Origin of the sequence: Bacteroides sp. 3_2_5 (genome assembly GCF_000159855.2) — a bacterium.
Classification (GTDB): domain Bacteria; phylum Bacteroidota; class Bacteroidia; order Bacteroidales; family Bacteroidaceae; genus Bacteroides; species Bacteroides fragilis.
The window spans coordinates 25127-44958 of record NZ_JH636043.1 but is presented as its reverse complement, the minus strand read 5'-3'; the positions used below and the strand labels follow the sequence as shown (position 1 = coordinate 44958).

Below are 19832 nucleotides of genomic sequence, written 5' to 3'. Positions count from 1 at the left end.
AAAAAGATGAAAAAGTTAATCTATACACTTTGCCTATTTACCGGCATGGCAATCTCTTCTTGTGAAGACTGGTTGGCAAGAGACCCACTGGATCAGATTGCGGATGTGAATCTGACCTATACGGCAGATGAATGCAAACTGTACGTAAATCAGTTTTATACCTCATTTTGGGGCTCGCCTAACAACTATATTTATCATATTGACCGAGGTTCGGATAACCTGCTTAGTGACAATTATCAAGATAACAAAGACTTGATTGAAGGTTTGCACCAGGTTCCTTCCAGTGGCGAAGGCTGGGGAACTACTGAATGGGGAAAAATACGCAGTGTCAACTTTTTGTTGGATAACTGTGACAAGTCTCCCGAACCGGAAAAAGCCCGCAAATACATTGGTGAAGCTTACTTCTTCAGAGCTATGCTCTACTATGAACAGTTTCTGCGGAAGTTTGGCGGTGCTCCCTGGATTGATAAAACACTGGATCTTGAATCAGGAGAATTGTACGGCCCTCGCCTGAAGCGGCACGAGTTAGCTGATAAGATTCTGAATGACATGGATGATGCCATAGACAGATTACCGACATATAGTCAGCAGGAGACCGGACGTGTCTCAAAAGAGGCAGCTATGCTATACAAAGCACGAATTGCCCTGTTCGAAGCCACTTGGGAGAAGTATCATGCCGGTACGCCTTTCGCCGGAGAGGGAAATGTACAGGCTTATATGGAAGAAGCGGCCAGAATGGCGAAGTTGGTCATTGACAGCCAGTTGTTTGACTTGGACAACATGGGCGTGGAAGACGGCTATCACACACTGTTCAACCGTTGGGACTATTCAAGCAGCAAGGAGATTATGCTATGGAAGAAATTTGATCGCTCACTGGGATTTTGGCACAATGATAACCGTAATCCCGGACGTAATGGTGCCGGTGTAGGATTGACCAGGGCATTGGTTGATTCCTATCTCTGCATCAGTGAAGACGGTACACAGGCATTGCCGATAAGCCTGGCCGAAAATTATGCAGGGGATACTAATTTATTGAATGTGGTTGCCAACCGTGACCCACGCTTGGCACAAACAATGTTTACTCCCGGACGTCCGAGAACTATCAACGGGAAGGATACAACGGTTGTGTTCATAAAGCCGAATATTACCCTTTCCGGTGTAGAGAAGTGTTCCACAGGATATGAACTGGCCAAAGGTGCTGATCCCGATGCCAACGAACAGGAGACCATTTCGGGAAGTATCAAAGGAAGTATCATTTTTCGCTATGCTGAAGCACTGCTGATTTATGCAGAGGCAAGAGCTGAACTGGGTAACATCACACAGAATGATTTAGACATTACCATTAATAAACTGCGTGATAGGGTAGGTATGCCACATCTCACACTTTCCGTAGGTTATACCGATCCGAAGGGAGACTTTACGGCAGCAAGAGGTTATGAGGGGGTACCGGTTTCCAATCTGCTACAGGAGATTCGACGTGAACGCCGTATAGAATTAGCATGTGAAGGTTACCGCCACGATGACTTAAAGCGTTGGCGTGCCCACCACTTATGGAATCACGATAGAATACAGGGGGCAAACGCTGCTCAGTTTGAAAACCTGGATTGGTTAGTGAAGTATTTCCAAAACGACTTCCACATTCCCGCCGCAATCAATAAGGCAGATTTCATGGAAAAGGTGGGGCATTGGAGTCCCGAACGTAATCAGGACAACTACTGGGTGGACAGTGAAGGTTATTTTGAACCTTATCAACGCCACATTCCGGACGGACATTTTCATTTCGACCCAACAAAAGCGTATCTTCAGCCGATTCCTACTGAACAATTGGTGTTGAATCCTGACTTGAAACAAAATCCCGGCTGGGAAAAATAGTAATAGTTAAAGTTAAAAATTTAATGTAATATCCATACCTTTGTTTTTCCCTGTCTGTAGGGAGGGGGAAAAGCAAAGGTAAAAAACAGAAAATGAATATGAAGAAAAATGTAATTCAGACATTGATTAGCCTTACCGTCATCATCGGAATTTGTAGTTGCACTACCTCCCCAAAGAAAACAATACAAAAAGAGGAGGCCACAGGAAAATGGGTAAAATATGAAAATAATCCTGTCTTGGGTGGTGGCGATTTAGGTACGGTATTCGATATTTGTGTACTGAAAGATAGTGACTCTTATAAAATGTACAGTTCTTGGCACCCCCAAAAAAGTATTGCATTGTCCACAAGTAAAGATGGAAAAAATTGGAGTGCGCCGCAAATAGTTTTGCCACCTGTTGAAGGCAGTAGTTGGGAGGCTGACATGAATCGTCCGGTTGTTGTTTACAAAGACGGACTGTATCACATGTGGTATACGGGACAAAATGACGGTAAGTCATGGATTGGATATGCTATAAGTAAAGACGGCTATAACTTTGAACGGCAAAGCAAAGAACCGGTCTTGTCAGCGGAACAGCCTTGGGAGAAAGTTGCGGTCATGTGTCCTCATGTAATTTGGGATAAACACGAGAATATTTTTAAAATGTGGTATTCCGGAGGAGAACAATATGAACCCGATGCTATCGGTTATGCAACGAGTAAAGACGGGTTACATTGGACTAAATGGGACAAAAATCCGATATTTAAAGCCGATCCTGCACAAAGTTGGGAACAGCATAAGGTTACCGCATGTCAGGTGATAGAACGCGAAAATGATTATTTAATGTTTTATATCGGTTTCTATGACATTAATTTTGCGCAGATAGGAATGGCACGTTCCAAAGACGGAATCAATGATTGGGAAAGATACTCCGAAAACCCGATCATTTCTCCTACGGAAGGTGGGTGGGATGCCAGTGCCACTTACAAGCCATTTGCCATTCAAGAGAAAGACTGCTGGATGCTTTGGTACAATGGGCGGAATGAACATTTGGAACAGATTGGTTTGGCTATTTATGACAATCATGACTTAAATTTCTAAGCTATATGCAAATAAAGAAGTTATTTATAGCTTTAGGTATAGTTTTGCCCCTGCACATGCAGGGGCAAAACTTCCTCATTAAAGATGCTCCGGAAGTAATCGAGTCTTACGTCAATCAATTCAATCGTGAAGATAATGAATTGTATAAACAAGATATCCCTAACTGTGGTGCATCTGATTTTTTAAGAAAGAATATTCCATTTTTTGAGTGTCCGGATAAGGAGTTGGAGAAAACATATTATTTTCGATGGTGGACCTATAGAAAGCATATAAAGAAGACTCCTGACGGGTTCGTTATTACTGAATTCTTGCCGGATGTTCCTTGGGCCGGAAAGTATAATACCATCAGTTGTGCGGCTAACCATCATTTCTACGAGGGCCGGTGGCTGAGAAACGCTGAAATTTTATCTGATTATGCTTCTTTCTGGTTTTCTGGTAGCGGGAATCCGAGGCTATACAGCTTTGGGGCTGCAGACGCTATCTACAATTACTATTTAATTCACAATGATAAAATGCTACTGGCCGATTTGTATCCCAAGCTAAAAGATAACTTTGCAAAGTGGGAAGAAGAAAAGCGGGATTCGACTGGAATGTTCTGGCAGGTTGACGACAGGGATGGAATGGAGATGTCTGTTTCCGGACATTTGTCAGAAGGTGGACGTGGTTATCGCCCTACCATTAACAGCTATATGTACGGTGAGGCTGTTGCGTTGGCAAAAATAGCTTCAATAGTAGATCGTGACATGGAAGCCCGGACCTATCAGAAGAAGGCTGATAAGTTAAAAGGAATAATAAACCGGAGGCTATGGGATAAACAGGCTGATTTCTATAAGGTTATACCTCTAAATGGCAAGATGGAATTCTCTTATGCACGTGAACTTCTTGGATACATTCCCTGGTTCTATAATATACCGCCGGATAACTATTCCATAGCATGGAAACAACTATTTGATTCCAAGGGATTTGAAGCAGCCTATGGCCCAACTACTGTAGAACAGCGTTGCCCTGATTTCAAGATTTCATACGAAGGACACGAATGTCAATGGAATGGTCCCAGCTGGCCCTATTTGACTTCCATGACACTGGCAGCAATGGCTAACTATTTCAATAGTTATGATTCTCCCATCATCACTAAAAAAGATTATTTAAGTCTTTTGAACATATACAGTAATAGTCATCGTATTTTATCAGTCAATAACGATACGATTTGTTGGATTGATGAAAATATCAATCCCTATACGGGAGACTGGATATCGAGGACTCGCCTGAAATCATGGAAAAACGGAACTTGGGATGATTCTAAAGGTGGTGTAGAAAGAGGGAAAGATTATAACCACTCTTCTTTTTGTAATTTGATTATTTCAGGATTAATGGGAGTTCGTCCGCAGGAAGATGGAAGTATTATCATAAACCCTCTTGTTCCTGATGGATGTTGGGACTATTTTTGTTTGGATAATGTATATTGCCAAGGCAAAACCATTACCATTATTTTTGATAAGAAAGGGAAAAAATATGGTAGGGGAAAAGGTTTTATAGTTTACGTGGACGATAAATGTTTATCTCATACGACAAGGGTGCAGAAAGTAGTAATCCGGTAATTTATTTATGTAACATTCAGGATACCCTTGGAGGCCATATATCAGCATTTACAAAATACCCTCATACCTTTCGTTTAACAGTGACAAAGGATGAGGGTATTTTATGAGAACAATTAATCCTTTTGCGTAATTCCTCTCCAGTCATCTGTTCGGAAAGGTGAAGCTGGAAGTCCTGCTCCATTATACAAATTGCAGACCGGATTATTGGCCCAAGCATATCGCACAGCAACCGGATAAGGTACCGCTTCAGGTGCACTGACTATAATTTTGTCTCCGTCTATCTCAGCTTTGGCCCAATGGAATTCATGATTGCGCCCGGCTATAGCAAAGCCTTTCAACTCCTTGCCATCGCTACTTTTCAATCCACCATCGGTATGATCAAAAGAAAGAATTATCTTATTTCCTACAATCTGATGGGAGCGATAGATCGGGCCGGAATAAGGCAGTTTTTCCCCATATGTTTTGGCACGGGCAATCAAAGCCAGTCGATGTCCTACGGTTTGTTTATCTTTAGGGTGAATGTCGTTGGCGTCACCTCTGTCTATTATTACAGCCATACCGGTATTGCCTACTGCCAATGCACGCATTTGTGCTTCACGAAGCTCTGCCCACTCTGATTCTGCCGGTTGGGAAACTTCATGCATAAAATTGGCCAGTTGCACAAAATAGAATGGAAAATCCTGTTTCCAATCCCGGCGCCAATTCTCTATTACCAATGGGAAAAGTTCCCGATACTGATAGGCTCTGGAAGAATTATTCTCACCCTGATACCAAATTGCTCCTCGAATACCATAAGATATCAGTGGATGAATCATTGCATTATAAAGGGAAGTCGGTAAATTGGGATCTACGGATCTGTCTATCGGAAGTGCCCCTACCTTATGAGTATCCGCAGCAACCTGATATTTCCAATCACCGGACAGACTAATCTGTTCATCATTTGTAGAGCGAAGATAAAGGTCTCCCCAAATGCCACAGTTACCACCTGTATCCAAGACTCGAATGGCTAATATTGCTTTTCCAGCCTTTACCATTTTTTCCGGAATGATGTATTTGCGTTGAAGAGTCGGCCCATCTGTACGGCCTATTTCTATTCCATTCCAATAAGTAATATCATTATCATCAATAGCCCCCAGGGATAGTTGTACATCTTTACCTGCCCAACTAGCGGGAATTTCGATTTCTTTTCTAACCCACATAACTCCATCAAAGCCGGCCAATTGTGGACCCACTTCACCCGGGAAATTCATACTTTCCCAATCTTTGTCATCTAATGATGCAGCAGCTCTTACCGGTTTTCCTTCAGCAAAACCTTCGTCCACACGGTTATTCCAGGCAGTGAGCTCCTTTAAATATTCTGCTTTGAGTATTTTCTTATCACCCGGCATCTTCTGAATGGACTCCACTGTTTTCACAAATTCCGGCATCTCCTTCAAGACTTCTCCACTTATCCAGGATTCAACGTTTGTGCCTCCCCAAGAAGTATGTATCAAGCCAACCGGAACATTTTGTTTCTCTGAGATTTCTCTGCCAAAGAAATAAGCTGTAGCAGAAAACTCAGGGATGGTTATCGGTGAACAAACCTGCCAACTGTCATTGCGGACTTTTATATTCGTTTCCGGTTGGGTACTGTTGATTTGTTCTATTTGCAGAAGTCGTATATTAGAGTGTCCGGCTTCTGTAATTTCTTTCTGGTAATTTGTAATCTTTCCCCATCCCCCTAATGGCATTTCCATATTCGATTGTCCCGAACATATCCATACTTCGCCAATCATCACATTTTTTAAACTTACTTTCTTACCATCTGTCAAGGCAATCTCGTATGGTCCTCCGGCAACAGGCGTGTGAACAGTTACTTTCCATTTTCCTGCTTTATCAGCCTGAACCGCATACGTCTTCCCATCCCATGAGGTGGTTACTTTTACAGTTTTCATAGGCTGCGCTTCACCCCAAATGGGAGCATTGGTTTGTTGCTGCAACACCATATTATCAGAGAAAATAGGTGGCAGCACAATTTTTGCAAATGCTGTACCTGACAAGATCAGTAAAATTACAACTAGCATACATTTGTTTTTCATACCCTTTAGTTTTTACTTTGATATACACATTATTTTAGTTTTATTCATTTGTACAAAGATAGAAATCTATACTTAAAAACGCACCCAAATACATGACATTAAAGTATATAGAACCCATAATGACATAAATGGATACATATATGTCACAAATGCAGAACAGAATGTTCTATTTATGTGCTAATTTTGCAAATAATAAAACTTTAAAACACATCATTTAGTATGAAAAAACAATTACTGCTGCTATTAATTTTTAGTATTTCTTTGTATATTCAGGGACAGAACATACATAAGCTGGCTTCGCCGGATGGGAATATTCAGATTTCAGTGAATCTCTCAGATAAAATCTACTACGATGTCATTTGCCGGAATGAGACATTGTTAAAGCAGTGTCACCTTGCAATGGAAATCGGTGACCAGGAATTGGGAACGAATCCTAAAATGACTAAAGTAAGCCATAAGAATATAGACGAGTCTTTAAAGCCTGTTATTCCATTGAAATTTTCGTCTGTAAGTAATCGGTACAACCAACTTCTTCTAGACTTCAAAGGAGGTTATTCCGTAGAGTTTCGTGCCTTCAATGACGGAATTGCCTACCGTTTTATAACCAATAAGAAAGGAATGATCAATGTGAAGAATGAGACCCTCCAAGTGAACTTCCCTGATAATTATTTGCTACACATGCAACAGTCCGGAAGTTTTAAAACGGCTTATGAAGAAGAATATACCCATTTGTATAGCAAAGAATGGAAATCATCTGCCTCAATGGCTTTATTGCCAATTCTGATTGATACTCAAAAAGGAAGTAAGATATTAATCAGTGAAACATCACTAACCGATTATCCGGCTGTTTTTCTGAAAAGTAATGGCAGCAATGGTATGGTTTCTGTATTTCCCAGAGTACCTCTTGAATTTGGAGAAGACGGTGATCGGAGTGTCAAAATACTGAAAGAAGCCGACTATATAGCACAAACCAGTGGAAAGCGTAATTTCCCTTGGCGCTATTTTGTCATTAGTACAGAAGATAGCCAACTCATTGAGAATACGATGTCTTATAGATTGGCCGAAAAGAACATATTGGAAGATACTTCCTGGATTAAGCCCGGATTGGCAAGCTGGGAATGGTGGAACGGTGCTACTCCCTACGGACCGGATGTTAATTTTGTAGCAGGATGCAATCTCGATACTTACAAATATTTTATTGATTTTGCTGCTAATTATGGTATACCATATATTATTATGGACGAGGGCTGGGCTATGAGTACCCGTGATCCCTATACACCAAATCCTGCGGTAGATGTGCATGAACTCATTCGTTATGGCAAAGAAAAAAATGTAGGCATTGTGCTTTGGTTGACATGGCTCACTGTAGAAAACAATTTCGGGCTGTTTGAGACTTTCGAGAAATGGGGTGTGAAGGGAGTCAAAATCGACTTCATGGACAGAAGTGACCAGTGGATGGTGAATTATTATGAAAGAGTAGCCCGAGAGGCTGCCAAGCACCATCTGTTTGTCGATTTTCATGGGGCATTTAAGCCTGCCGGATTGGAATATAAGTATCCGAATGTATTGTCTTATGAGGGCGTAAGAGGAATGGAACAAATGGGTGGATGTCGACCGGACAACAGCATATATCTGCCTTTTATGAGAAATGCGGTTGGTGCAATGGACTATACGCCGGGTGCCATGCTTAGTATGCAACCGGAAATTTATTGTTCCGAACGTCCTAATTCAGCCAGTATAGGTACACGAGCTTACCAAATGGCTTTATTTGTTATTTTCGAAAGTGGGTTGCAGATGATGGCGGACAATCCTACACTTTACTATCGCAATGACGAATGTACCCGATATATTACTCAAGTCCCGCAGACATGGGATGAAACCATTGCTTTGAAAGCTAAGGCTGGGGAATATGTGATTGTGGCAAAACGTAAAGGAGATAAGTGGTATATCGGTGGCATGACTAACAACCGACAGCAAGAGAGAACCTTTGAATTGGATTTTGACTTCCTGAAAGAAGGACAATCTTATCGGATGACTTCTTTTGAGGATGGGGTTAATGCTAACCGACAAGCTATGGATTACAGAAAAAAAGAATATACTCTTAAAAAAGGAGATAAAATAATAGTGCGTCTGGCACGTAACGGAGGATTTGCCTCTGTCATTGAGTGATAATCCTATCTTGATCTTTATCCAATCCGGACTGGTTGCATCATTTCTCTCCTTTCATATTGCTTTGCAGGGAGAAGTTGTGGAGCAAGTCCGGATTCGGATACTATTTTGATAGAAATGGCAATCTCTTCGGGAGAAAACATTTATCATGCACTTGAGAATTATTTGTCCGGCATGTATTATCTTTGTGAACCCACTAATGCATTATATCTAACATGAAATACATTTATCGAACATACTTGTCACTACTGTATTTTCTTTGCTTACTATTTTGCCTGCCTTTGGAGGTTCATGCATACAGTTTGAGACAATTTTCCAATAGAGATGGTCTTTCAAATAGTGCTATTCTCTCTCTTTATCAGGATGATCGGGGCATCATTTGGATCGGCTCTTGCGATGGCATGAATATCTTTGATGGAACCGACATATATTTGTATACCCCAATAAGCTCTTCCAAAACCTTACTTTCCGGAAACTTGATAAATCAAATCATCGAATCGGAGAAGGATATATTATGGGTGCAGACTAATTATGGATTGAATCGCTTAGATACCAAGCAACAGACCAGTCAGAGTTTCACTGAATTCAAAGGGCAATACTTTATGGCTAACAATAAGGATGACATGCTTTTTATTCTGAAAGATGATGGCTATCTTTATTATTATCAGCGAGAAGCACAATCTTTCAATAGATTGGAAATTCCCAATCTTGAATTTAGCCATGTACTCTCTATGACTGTAGATTCAAACGATATTTTATGGATATTTACCTCCAATGAAGAGACTCAAAGTTATCGTATTGAGAATACAAAACAGGGGCTGACATTAACCCGTAAGAATCTTTTTACGCATTCGTGTAAATTATACCATGCCTTTGCCGAGAAAGATATGGCTTACTTTATTGACGAAACCTACGCTCTTTACGAATATGATTTTAATAACCGGCAAGCATACTATATAGCTGACCTAAGAGGTCAGATTGAAGTGCATGGGGAAGTATCTTCCATCATCAAGCAAAAAAACGATTACTACATCGGTTTCAAAAACAGTGGTCTCATTGTTCTAAAATATATGTCCTCTCAAAAGATGAAATATCAGATACAGAAAACAGAAATACATTCCGGTATTTTCTGTCTGATGAAAGATAAATTTCAAGATATTGTATGGATAGGAACAGACGGACAAGGAGTATACATGTATTATAATGACACCTTTTCTATTACCAATACTCTTTTAGACACTCCTGTATATCAAATAAGTAATCCGGTTAGGGCTCTTTACTACGATCAGGAGCAAACGCTTTGGATAGGAACCAAAGGAAGTGGGATACTCCGCATTAAAAAGTATACTCCGGATAACAGTATGCCTATGTCGTCTGATCGGATTACACCATATAATAGTGCGCTGGCAGATAATTCCGTCTATTGTTTTGCTCCCGGATGCAAAGATAAATTGTGGATCGGAACCGAAAATGGAATTAATTATTATTCGTACTTAAGCAGGCAATTAAAAGAACTGCCTATCATTGCCAATGGAGAAAAAGTGAAGTATGTGCATTCTATAAAACAACCGAATGATACGACCTTATGGGTATCTACGGTAGGTGAAGGCATTGTAAAAGTTATCTTTGATGCTTCTACTGCTACTCCTACTGTAAAATCTGCTTCCCGTACTGTTATTGATAACGGGCGTATGGCTTCGAACTATTTCTTTACTTCTTACCAGGAAAACGACTCCATACTTTGGTTTGGCAATCGTGGTTGCGGTGCATACCGCATGAATGTAGAGACAGGGGAAATGATTCCGCATCGTTTTGACAGTATTGTAAGCAGTCAGACAGCTAACGACATTTTTGCTATTTACAAAAACGCAAAAGGTTATTGGTTAGGAACTAGCTCGGGGTTGTTGCATCTTGAACAAGATGATTCCTTATATAGGAAAGCGGACTTATTTTTAAATAACACTGTACACGGAGTTTTAGAGGACCACCAAGGCGATCTTTGGTTGAGTACCAACCAGGGATTGATACGCTTCAACCCCGAGACTCGTACAGGGCAAACCTATAACAGTGGAAATGGATTGGAAATCACCGAGTTCAGTGATGGTGCTTTCTATAAAGATGTCGTTTCGGAAACACTGTTTTTTGGAGGTACAAATGGTTTTATTTCCATTCAGACAAATGACTGTATCACCGAAGAGTATATGCCGCAAATCACCCTGAAAGGACTGTCTATCTTTGGCAAAGAACACAATATTCATAAGTTTCTTTATGAAAAGGAAGGTAAAACAATCCTTCAACTGGATTACAGTCAAAACTTCTTTCAGCTAAATTTTATGGCTATTGATTACATCAATGGCAACAACTATTCTTTTTATTATAAGCTTGAAGAAATGAGCAACCAATGGATAGAAAACGGAACATCCACCAGCGCTATTTTCTCTAATCTTGCTCCGGGTGAATATTCTTTATTAGTAAAATACAAAAACAATATAAACGGGCAAGAAAGCCAAACACAATCCGTCATTATTCGTATCACTCCGCCGTGGTATCTCAGTCCGCTGGCCTATATGGTATATTTCATTCTATTTGCACTGTTGTGCACTGCAGGGATATATAGGCTCATTTATATATACCGTCGCAAACAACACCGTATGTTGGACAAGATGAACCGGGAGAAGAAAGAAGAAATCTACGAATCAAAATTGCGTTTTTTCACTAATATCACTCATGAATTCTGTACGCCACTGACCCTGATTTATGGTCCTTGTGAGAAGATACTTGCCAATCCGGAGATTGACGCATACACTCAGAAGTATGCAAAGATGATACAACAAAATACTGAAAAACTGAATAATCTGATTTTAGAGTTACTTGAATTTCGCAGATTGGAAACCGGCAATAAAGTACTTTCTATTCAACAGTTATCCGTGTCGGAAAAGGTTAGAAGCATAGCGGAATCTTTCGAAGAACTGGCTGAAAATAAAGAAATGAATTATCAGTTGCATATTTCTCCGGACATTGAATGGAATACGGATATCAGTTGCTTCAATAAGATTGTCAGCAATTTAATATCCAACGCTTTTAAGTACACGCCCGACAAAGGAATTATCACAATAGAGTTGAAAGTGGAAAACCAGTCGTTAATTTTTTGTATATCCAATTCTGGAAAAGGGATAGCCAAAGAAAATTTATCCAAAATATTCGATCGTTATAAAATATTGGATTCTGTTGAGATGAACGGTAAGAATTCTCGTACAGGACTTGGATTAGCTATTTGTAAGAGCATGATTACGCAGTTGAATGGGGAAATCAGCGTAAATAGTGTTCTCTATGAAATGACAACATTCACCGTTACCTTGCCCAATCTTCCCATAACTGAACGGGAAACTACACAAACTACTTATGAAACCGGACTATTACATACGGCTACGGAGGAACCTATTGTTTTAGAAAAGACTGCCATAGAGTTTGATACGGGTAAACGGACCATCATGGTTATTGATGATGATAATTCCATGTTATGGTTCGTTTCAGAACTTTTTGCAGACAAATACAATGTGTGCTCTTTTGATAATGCAAAAGATGCATTGAGCAGTCTGGAGCAGAAGCAACCCGACTTAATTATTTCAGACGTCATGATGCCCGGTATCGATGGACTATCGTTTGCTCAGAAGATAAAGCAACACAAATTATGGAGTCATATTCCACTGATCCTCCTTTCCGCCCTACATCACGAAGACGATCAGGTAAAGGGCATCGAGTCAGGAGCAGAAGCCTATGTTACCAAACCTTTTAACGTGAAGTATCTGGAGAAAATCGTTTATCGTCTCATCAAACGGGAGGCAGACTTGAAAGAATATTATAGCTCTATTTTCAGTTCCTTCACTATGGAACATGGTAATTGTATACATAAAGAAGATCAGGAGTTCCTGGATAAAATGCTCGAGATTATAGAGAAGAATATTGCAAATCCCGATTTACAAGTGGAATTGCTAAGTAGTGAGATGGGGTATAGTACCCGCCAGTTCTACCGGAAACTAAAACCGATAACTGAACAGTCTCCTGCTGATATCATTAAGGAATACCGTCTAACAATGGCAGAACGACTGTTAATAGCCAAGAATCTTACTATTGAAGAGATTATGGACCAGACCGGATTCAACAACCGCGGAACATTCTATAAACTGTTCTCGAAAAGGTATGGCATGCCTCCGCGACAGTATAGAGAGCAACAAAAGGAAAATGTAAAGAAGGAGAAGATATCGGGCATATCAGACGAATAGGGCGTCTGAAACTTGTATAACTTATTATTGGGGCTATACTGCATTATTCTTTCTGAAATTTGTGGGGCTGCAACCTCTGTATTTTTTAAATAGTTTATTTAAATGGCTTTCATCGGTGAAACCTAATTCTGCTACAATCTCACTGATTCTCATTTCGCTATGCAATAATCTGTTTTCTACCAGTTTCAGTTTATAATTCAGTATGTACTGTTGCATTGTTTCGTTTGTGTGTTTTTTAAAGTAACGTCCCAAATAATTCTCTGAAATGCCGAAATGTTGACTGATAGCTTTCGTTTTGATTTTCTCGGATTGATAAATGTAGGTCTGGATATATTGCAGTATACCGAGTGATTTCTCTTCGGAGCATTCATTTACTTGTTCAGGCAGAAACATGGCGATATTGCGTGCAACGACTATTATTATGGTGTTTATCAGTTGCGTTATGATTTCTTTGCTATATAAGTTTCTATTGACGTATTCCCTGATGATGGCTTCAATCATAGGTTTTACGAGTAGTTTGTCTGTTCGATTTCGTAAAATACAGCCAGGTTGGTGGTTGGCATGCTGTAAGATAAATTCTAATCGTTTTATGTTTTCTGTACCGAAAACAGCGGAATGAATGTAGATATCATTGAACTTAATATTGATAAACTTAGTAGTGGAATGTATTTCAAATGAATGTGAGTCTCCGGGAGTTATCATAAATAGGTGTCCGTCGTGATAAGAAAATTTATTATTGTTAATCCATTGGATACCTGTACCCGATAAGATGTAGACCAACTCAAAAAAAGTATGGTCGTGTTCTTTTAGCATTGACTCGTCAAACTCACTGAAATTAATCTCAAACGGTTGATGTAAGTTTTCTCTTTTCATAAGACAAATATAGTCTAAAAAACGTAATTTTACCGATACAACGAAAAGTAATACATAATAATAGATCTGGAAATGGTATAACTTTGCTTTAAATATAAAAAATTGATAGGATATGAACTTTTTAGAACTTACAAAAAAACGTTTCTCGGTGAGAAATTATAAGTCAGACAGGGTCGAACAGGATAAAATCGACTATATCATTGAATGTGCCCGTTTAGCTCCTTCTGCAGTTAATTATCAGCCTTGGCATTTCATGGTGGTAGCCAGTGAAGAACAAAAACAGAATTTACGGCAATGTTATAATAGAGAATGGTTCGCACGGGCACCGGTATACATTGTTGTTTGTGCCGATAAATCGATAGCATGGGTACGTAAATCCGATAACAAAAATCATGCGGATATCGATGCTGCTATTGCTACAGAGCATATCTGTTTAGCCGCAGCCGAAATAGGGCTGGGAAGTTGTTGGGTGTGCAACTTTGATCCGGAATTGTTTAAAGCTAATTTCGGGCTGTCGTCCGAAAGATATCCGGTAGCTATTGTATCATTGGGATATATCCAAGAGCAATCTGATCACTTTACTACCCGAAAGGACAAGGATGAAATTGTTACTTTCTTATAAATCCGCATGGGAGGGAACGAATGAAAACAGAGATGGAGAAATGCTTGGCTGGTGAATGGTATGATTGCCATGCTCCGGTTTTTCTAGAACTAAAAGGAAAAACTCACCGTTTGTTGATGAGATACAATTCACTGTCTTATGAACAAAAAGAAGAAAAATATGCGATTCTGAAAGAAATGTTCGGTAGTATCGGAACAGAGGTTTCCGTAGGACATTCTTTTCTCTGCGATTATGGATGTAATATTCATATTGGTGATAATGTTACGGTAAATATAGGCTGTGTGTTTGTCGATTGCAATAAGATTACAGTTGGTAATAATGTACTGATTGCTCCTAATGTCCAGATTTATACGGCAACGCATCCCATTGATTTGAATGAACGGTTAACACCTGTTGAGGCACCGGAGGGAGTTCGATATGTCCGTCATACATTTGCCCTTCCAGTCACTGTTGAAGATGGTTGCTGGATCGGTGGTGGAGTTATTATATTGCCCGGGGTTACTATTGGTAAGGGAAGTGTTATTGGTGCCGGAAGTGTTGTTACCAAAAATGTTCCTGCAAACAGTCTGGCTGTTGGAAACCCATGTAGGGTGATTCGTCAAATCAATAAATCTGAAAAATATGATCCGGCTGGTAGCTTTTGATCTGGATGGTACGATAGGAGATACTATTCCGCTATGTTTAGCAGCATTCAGAGAGGCGACTACTCCTTATGTAGATCATGAATTATCAGATGACGAGATAGCGCGGACCTTCGGATTAAATGAAGAAGGTATGATCAATCAAGTGGTTTCCGGTAATAGTCGGGAGAAGGCATTAAATGATTTCTATGTAATTTATGAAGAAATGCATGCCATTTTATGTCCCAAGCCATTTGAAGGGATGAAAACATTGATCGGGCAATTACATGAAAGAAATGTAATAGTAGTTCTTATTACGGGGAAAGGTATAAGAAGTTGTGATATTACATTGAAACAATTTGGTATGGATGGGTGTTTTGACCGAATAGAAACCGGCTCTTCTGAAAAGAACAGAAAATCAGAAGCAATGAAGGCCATATCATTATATTATGGCTTTAAGTCGAATGAAATGATATATGTAGGAGATGCGGTTTCTGATATCGAGGCATGCTATTCCGTAAAGATACAGTGTTTGTCAGCGGCATGGGCTGCATCGACAGACTGTGAGCAGTTAGAAAAATATAATTCAGGTTATGTCTTTAGTTCAGTTCGGTTATTACGGGATTTTCTACTTTGTTGAAGTACTAGTTTGAACCATAAAAAGGTTACTAATATAGTTTGTGGAGATAAATAAAAAACGTTGCGAAAGATGATTCACAACGTTTTTTATTTTGAAGTGGTGCCACCAGCAAGAGAACTATTATCTTCTCTCTGTTGATTATCACCGTTTTATAGTTTCTTCCATTCGGAAATCCACATGATTTAGCACACGATTATGTTTTATCGTTTTGCTTGCTATAAGAACGATTCTATTTTCAAATATCTCTTTGTTTTAATATCGCATGGGATTTTCCTTGCAGAGTTACCACGCTGATATATAAAACTTTATATTTTTTGCTTCAGGCATATCCCATGAATTATCCTACTAATTTGTTACGTGCTTTTGCGGTAGTTTGCTCATGGAGAATACTGAATACAAAGATAAACTATATCTTCAAATTTCCAAAATCTAAAAATGATTTAGTAATCATTCAATAGAGAAACTTTGTTTAAATGAAATACCTGTAATCATATTCGTGCATAGAATTAGCCCCTATTAATTTTCCAATTCTTGCAATGTCATTGGACGATGATATAGTTGCTGGTAATTGAGAATACATATTTAATGAATTCCAATTCATTTTTGTAAGTCCTAATATTTCATTGGCAATTTGCTCTAAACTTCCTGTTCCATAATGTTTAATTATACGCAAAGGTTTTGGAATATATCTGCCTCCGGGATAAAAATTCCAATTAGGATTTATAACAGAAGGAATAACCCCATGAGCCCATAATAATGCCTCTTTGCTGCTTAGTTGAATACAAGTACCTCTTGATACAGAAAAGCCATCAATATCAACTTTTCCGTCGTGAATCTTGCTAGAAGCATATTTTATATTATTTTCGAAATTAATCTCAATTAAATCAATAGATTCAATTTTTTTGTTATCTGAAATACTATCAATTATACCTTGCTTTTCTTCGTCCGTATAAAAAGTTCTTTTATGAATCACAACTCGCTTAGGTAATTCATTCATAGATTCATAGAATAAATTTACAATACTTTTTCCAAATTCATAAGCATCATCATAACAAAGATGTGGTTTTTTATGTCTCCATTGAATTTTATCATTACTAATTTTTGCTAACTTATATTTTAGACCTTCTCCATTGGAACTATAAATATGACTACATCCTAAAACAATATGTCCGTTTATATCCTTTTTGTTTTCAACACTGTATCCAAGACCTGCAAATGCGGTTGTATTATTTGTGTTTGCAAGAATCCACGGAGTTCTGAATGATTTAACAAAGAAAGATAAAGAAAGCCACCAATGAATCTGACATTTTTGGATAGTATCATTAATTGTTTTCTCTCGTATTAATTGTGACATAATACCTTTTTCTGCGCAAAAAGCTTTAACATAATCATGTAAATCAAATGACTCCCCATCTAGTTGGTACGATGTATAGGGTTCCCATCTTTGAGGAATATAGATTACAATTATTTTACGACGAGTGGTCGAACTAATTTTTACGATACTATCGCAAATCAACTGTTTGATTTGTTGTGCTGTTTCTTTTATCCCCATAATTAGAGGTTCATTGATTCTTTCCCATTCATTATCATTTGGAGTAGGGAAACTTAAACTAACCCCATAGATTGCAAAAAATCCTTCATAATCAATTATGTAATTATCTTTATCGTTGTGTTTCTTGATCTTTGAATTTTGGTTCTCTAAAAACTGATAGAATCTTAGAGCATCTTGTGAAGGAGATATTATGCCCAAGGTAATGCTTTTTTCTAAAAAATCATTTACTCCTGTCTCATACGGTTTATTAATCAATAAACCTCGCATAGGATGTGTATCAGTGGCGGTTCTATTACCATTATTGGTTGAAAACAATAATGGTATTTCTTTAAATTGTACTCCTTGCAGCAGCAAATGATGACTTGATACATTATGATTGTTTATGCGAGGATTATTTAAGTCACATATATTTGTGAATACAGGAATGTTTTTTATTTTAAATTTGAATCCTGTTCCTGAATTAATGGGGAATTCATATTCATTGTTTTTCTTGAGAAGAATTTCTCTCCAATAATTTATGTATTCATTAAATTGTTGATTCCATAATTTTTGAAAAAAGAATAAGCCAATAGTTTGAATGCTAGATTTTTCAATGTTTGGATTTGCAAGAACAAAATCAGGATTCAATGATAAATAGTATTCTCCTGATATTCTATCAAAAGAAAGTAAAACAGCATTATAAACAATATGACCGGAAATAGATTTTGAATTATTTTCTGTCCAAATTTTGCCCTTATAGTCTGTTTTCAAATTACTTTGTAGAGCAAGTATCTTGCAAATTGTAGTTAGGAGTAATCTACTAACAGCTGTATTGTAAATCTTTATATTAGCTAAAGGCTTACGTTGTATATCGCTGTTCATTACATCTTTAAATATATCCTTAATTATATCTAATCTCCCAAATGCCCAAATTTGTTTATTGTAGGGGACGGCAGAGATGTCATTTCGTTCAAGGGTTCTTTCATCAACAAATTTCCAAGGTTTATCACTTATTGAGACATCAAACACAAAAACTTCATCAGGAAAACTGATTCTAAAAATATTACTTTTAAGTAGCTTGTTAACTCTTTCACATTTTAAATCAAAAGGTGTTATCGTGTCATTTATATTGCTTGTTTGATGTAATTCGAGCAGTTCTTTTTTAAGATTATTATCGTCTTCAACAACAATTTGAGTAATTTTCCGTAAAGTAGAATCAAATCCATCAGTAGGTATGTAAAATGCTCGACGTCCATTCTTTGTTGCAATTTGTATTAATTCTGCTATATCTGAATTTATGTTATCACCATAACCGCACCAATATAAAATACCTCCTCCTTGTTTGGAATATGCTTCTTTTAGAGTATCCATTAATGATGTGTCTCGACCACTATACCCCAAAACAATTAAATGCTTGTCTTGAACATATTCAATAAGTCTTTCTCGGAAAGTTTTATCCTGATTTAAAAGTTCCTCTTCTGTATTCTTTAAATCTCCATACTTAAAATCTCCATGTAGTTTTATTACAGGAAGTTCATGCCGATTTTGAGGACGATTATTCAGTCTTTGCACCGAATCTAATGTAATTTCAATAGCCTGAATTCCGTTTCCGATACAAGCGGTCACTACTAAGTCATCTAAGTTTGTTGTCCATACAGAATCTAACATTCCTTTTCTTGCAAGAAGAGGTATTAATTTGTAACCAATAGACGGTTTTTTGCCCGAACAAATTTTTTGAAAATATTGTCGTCGATGTTCATCGATAGGATAGCACTTATATGCATAAAAAGAATATTCTTCTTTACACCCTCTTTCGGGATATATACCTTGATTATTTAACCAATTTTGAATTATCTCCTGAGTTTTGGGATTTTTATAGTTGTCAATCCAACCAAAAGAAGATGAGTTATTTGTTTTATAAATATCTCTTTTCCATTCCCAAATACAGTCTTCTGCAGATGGTATATCTGAATTAATAGAGCATCCAGCACCAAGTAATAAAGAGAAAGTGTCATTCTTACTGATTCCTATAGCTCGTTGGAATTCGTCAAATTGCAATTTATTTATCATGGTTTATTTGTTCGTTTATCAATTCCACATTTTTGTTTCTTCTTCTTCTATTAACTCATATTACAGCAGGTTTTATTTTGTTGTAGATAATAGACTTATTATGTTTTCTTTGCTGAAACAAGCAAATCTTTCATATCTACATTCAACACTTTTGCAATAGCAAATAGAGTTTCGATTGAAGGTTGAGATACATTTGCACACCAGCGAGATACAGTTGCCTCATTTTTACCTAATGTTTCAGCAAGCCATTTCCCTGTCTTCTTTTTCTCCACAAGTACGACTTTTATTCGATTTAATTCCATTTGCAAAATTATTGATGTATATTGCAAATATATTGATTAATTATTAGTTGTGCAATTTTTACTATTTTTTTTATCGTGCAAAAAACAAAAACTTT

12 protein-coding genes are annotated in these 19832 nt (G+C 38.0%); 8 read left to right on the top strand and 4 right to left on the bottom strand.

Annotated features, from left to right (window positions below; translation table 11 throughout):
- Nucleotides 1-6: 6 nt before the first annotated feature.
- The 3 genes from BSHG_RS19720 to BSHG_RS19730 all read left to right on the top strand — a co-directional run bounded on the left by BSHG_RS19720 (nucleotide 7) and on the right by BSHG_RS19730 (nucleotide 4549).
- Nucleotides 7-1872: a RagB/SusD family nutrient uptake outer membrane protein gene (locus BSHG_RS19720; protein WP_005790207.1), complete on the top strand. Its 1866-nt coding sequence runs from the start codon at nucleotides 7-9 to the stop codon at nucleotides 1870-1872.
- Nucleotides 1873-1964: 92 nt separating this feature from the next.
- A complete protein-coding gene (locus BSHG_RS19725) occupies nucleotides 1965-2951 on the top strand; it encodes a hypothetical protein (protein WP_032497304.1) in 987 nt (328 codons plus the stop codon).
- 5 nt (nucleotides 2952-2956) lie between these two features.
- Nucleotides 2957-4549 (top strand): MGH1-like glycoside hydrolase domain-containing protein, encoded by a 1593-nt coding sequence (locus tag BSHG_RS19730; RefSeq protein ID WP_008657204.1) that lies wholly within the window; start codon nucleotides 2957-2959, stop codon nucleotides 4547-4549.
- A 113-nt stretch (nucleotides 4550-4662) separates the two neighbouring features.
- On the opposite strand, the gene BSHG_RS19735 is transcribed toward BSHG_RS19730, so the two are convergent.
- On the bottom strand, nucleotides 4663-6627 hold the full coding sequence (locus tag BSHG_RS19735; protein WP_008657203.1) for a sialate O-acetylesterase: 1965 nt from the start codon (nucleotides 6625-6627) through the stop codon (nucleotides 4663-4665).
- Nucleotides 6628-6846: 219 nt separating this feature from the next.
- Here BSHG_RS19735 and BSHG_RS19740 point away from each other — a divergent pair, with 219 nt between their 5' ends.
- Nucleotides 6847-8796, top strand: a complete 1950-nt coding sequence (locus BSHG_RS19740) for a glycoside hydrolase family 97 protein (RefSeq protein ID WP_008657202.1) — start codon at nucleotides 6847-6849, stop codon at nucleotides 8794-8796.
- Nucleotides 8797-9011: 215 nt separating this feature from the next.
- A complete protein-coding gene (locus BSHG_RS19745; protein ID WP_008657201.1) occupies nucleotides 9012-13079 on the top strand; it encodes a hybrid sensor histidine kinase/response regulator transcription factor in 4068 nt (1355 codons plus the stop codon).
- A gap of 33 nt (nucleotides 13080-13112) precedes the next feature.
- Here BSHG_RS19745 and BSHG_RS19750 read toward each other — a convergent pair whose 3' ends face one another.
- Nucleotides 13113-13952, bottom strand: coding sequence for an AraC family transcriptional regulator (locus tag BSHG_RS19750; protein ID WP_008657200.1), 840 nt, complete (start codon nucleotides 13950-13952; stop codon nucleotides 13113-13115).
- A 112-nt stretch (nucleotides 13953-14064) separates the two neighbouring features.
- Here BSHG_RS19750 and BSHG_RS19755 point away from each other — a divergent pair, with 112 nt between their 5' ends.
- From BSHG_RS19755 to BSHG_RS19765, 3 genes are read left to right on the top strand one after another with little or no spacing between them, the layout of a single operon-like run.
- Nucleotides 14065-14574 (top strand): nitroreductase family protein, encoded by a 510-nt coding sequence (locus BSHG_RS19755; protein WP_008657198.1) that lies wholly within the window; start codon nucleotides 14065-14067, stop codon nucleotides 14572-14574.
- A gap of 20 nt (nucleotides 14575-14594) precedes the next feature.
- Entirely contained in the window at nucleotides 14595-15218 is a 624-nt protein-coding gene (locus BSHG_RS19760; RefSeq protein WP_008769794.1) for a sugar O-acetyltransferase, read from the top strand.
- On the top strand, nucleotides 15196-15834 hold the full coding sequence (locus BSHG_RS19765) for an HAD family hydrolase (RefSeq protein ID WP_008657188.1): 639 nt from the start codon (nucleotides 15196-15198) through the stop codon (nucleotides 15832-15834). The genes BSHG_RS19760 and BSHG_RS19765 overlap by 23 nt, the downstream gene beginning before the upstream one ends.
- A 469-nt stretch (nucleotides 15835-16303) precedes the next feature.
- Here the strand turns inward: BSHG_RS19765 and BSHG_RS19770 are convergent, their stop codons facing one another.
- On the bottom strand, nucleotides 16304-19435 hold the full coding sequence (locus BSHG_RS19770) for an SIR2 family protein (RefSeq protein ID WP_008657175.1): 3132 nt from the start codon (nucleotides 19433-19435) through the stop codon (nucleotides 16304-16306).
- Nucleotides 19436-19533: 98 nt separating this feature from the next.
- Complete coding sequence (locus BSHG_RS19775) at nucleotides 19534-19737, bottom strand: helix-turn-helix transcriptional regulator (protein WP_008657173.1); 204 nt, start codon at nucleotides 19735-19737, stop codon at nucleotides 19534-19536.
- Nucleotides 19738-19832 lie beyond the last annotated feature (95 nt).

What these genes read in the sequence shown, in the direction of transcription:
- BSHG_RS19770 (WP_008657175.1), bottom strand. Translation starts at nt 19,435, where the DNA reads ATGATAAATAAATTGCAATTTGACGAATTCCAACGAGCTATAGGAATC.
- BSHG_RS19755 (WP_008657198.1), top strand. Translation starts at nt 14,065, where the DNA reads ATGAACTTTTTAGAACTTACAAAAAAACGTTTCTCGGTGAGAAATTAT.
- BSHG_RS19740 (WP_008657202.1), top strand. Translation starts at nt 6,847, where the DNA reads ATGAAAAAACAATTACTGCTGCTATTAATTTTTAGTATTTCTTTGTAT.
- BSHG_RS19760 (WP_008769794.1), top strand. Translation starts at nt 14,595, where the DNA reads ATGAAAACAGAGATGGAGAAATGCTTGGCTGGTGAATGGTATGATTGC.
- BSHG_RS19720 (WP_005790207.1), top strand. Translation starts at nt 7, where the DNA reads ATGAAAAAGTTAATCTATACACTTTGCCTATTTACCGGCATGGCAATC.
- BSHG_RS19725 (WP_032497304.1), top strand. Translation starts at nt 1,965, where the DNA reads ATGAATATGAAGAAAAATGTAATTCAGACATTGATTAGCCTTACCGTC.
- BSHG_RS19775 (WP_008657173.1), bottom strand. Translation starts at nt 19,737, where the DNA reads ATGGAATTAAATCGAATAAAAGTCGTACTTGTGGAGAAAAAGAAGACA.
- BSHG_RS19735 (WP_008657203.1), bottom strand. Translation starts at nt 6,627, where the DNA reads ATGAAAAACAAATGTATGCTAGTTGTAATTTTACTGATCTTGTCAGGT.
- BSHG_RS19745 (WP_008657201.1), top strand. Translation starts at nt 9,012, where the DNA reads ATGAAATACATTTATCGAACATACTTGTCACTACTGTATTTTCTTTGC.
- BSHG_RS19765 (WP_008657188.1), top strand. Translation starts at nt 15,196, where the DNA reads ATGATCCGGCTGGTAGCTTTTGATCTGGATGGTACGATAGGAGATACT.
- BSHG_RS19730 (WP_008657204.1), top strand. Translation starts at nt 2,957, where the DNA reads ATGCAAATAAAGAAGTTATTTATAGCTTTAGGTATAGTTTTGCCCCTG.
- BSHG_RS19750 (WP_008657200.1), bottom strand. Translation starts at nt 13,952, where the DNA reads ATGAAAAGAGAAAACTTACATCAACCGTTTGAGATTAATTTCAGTGAG.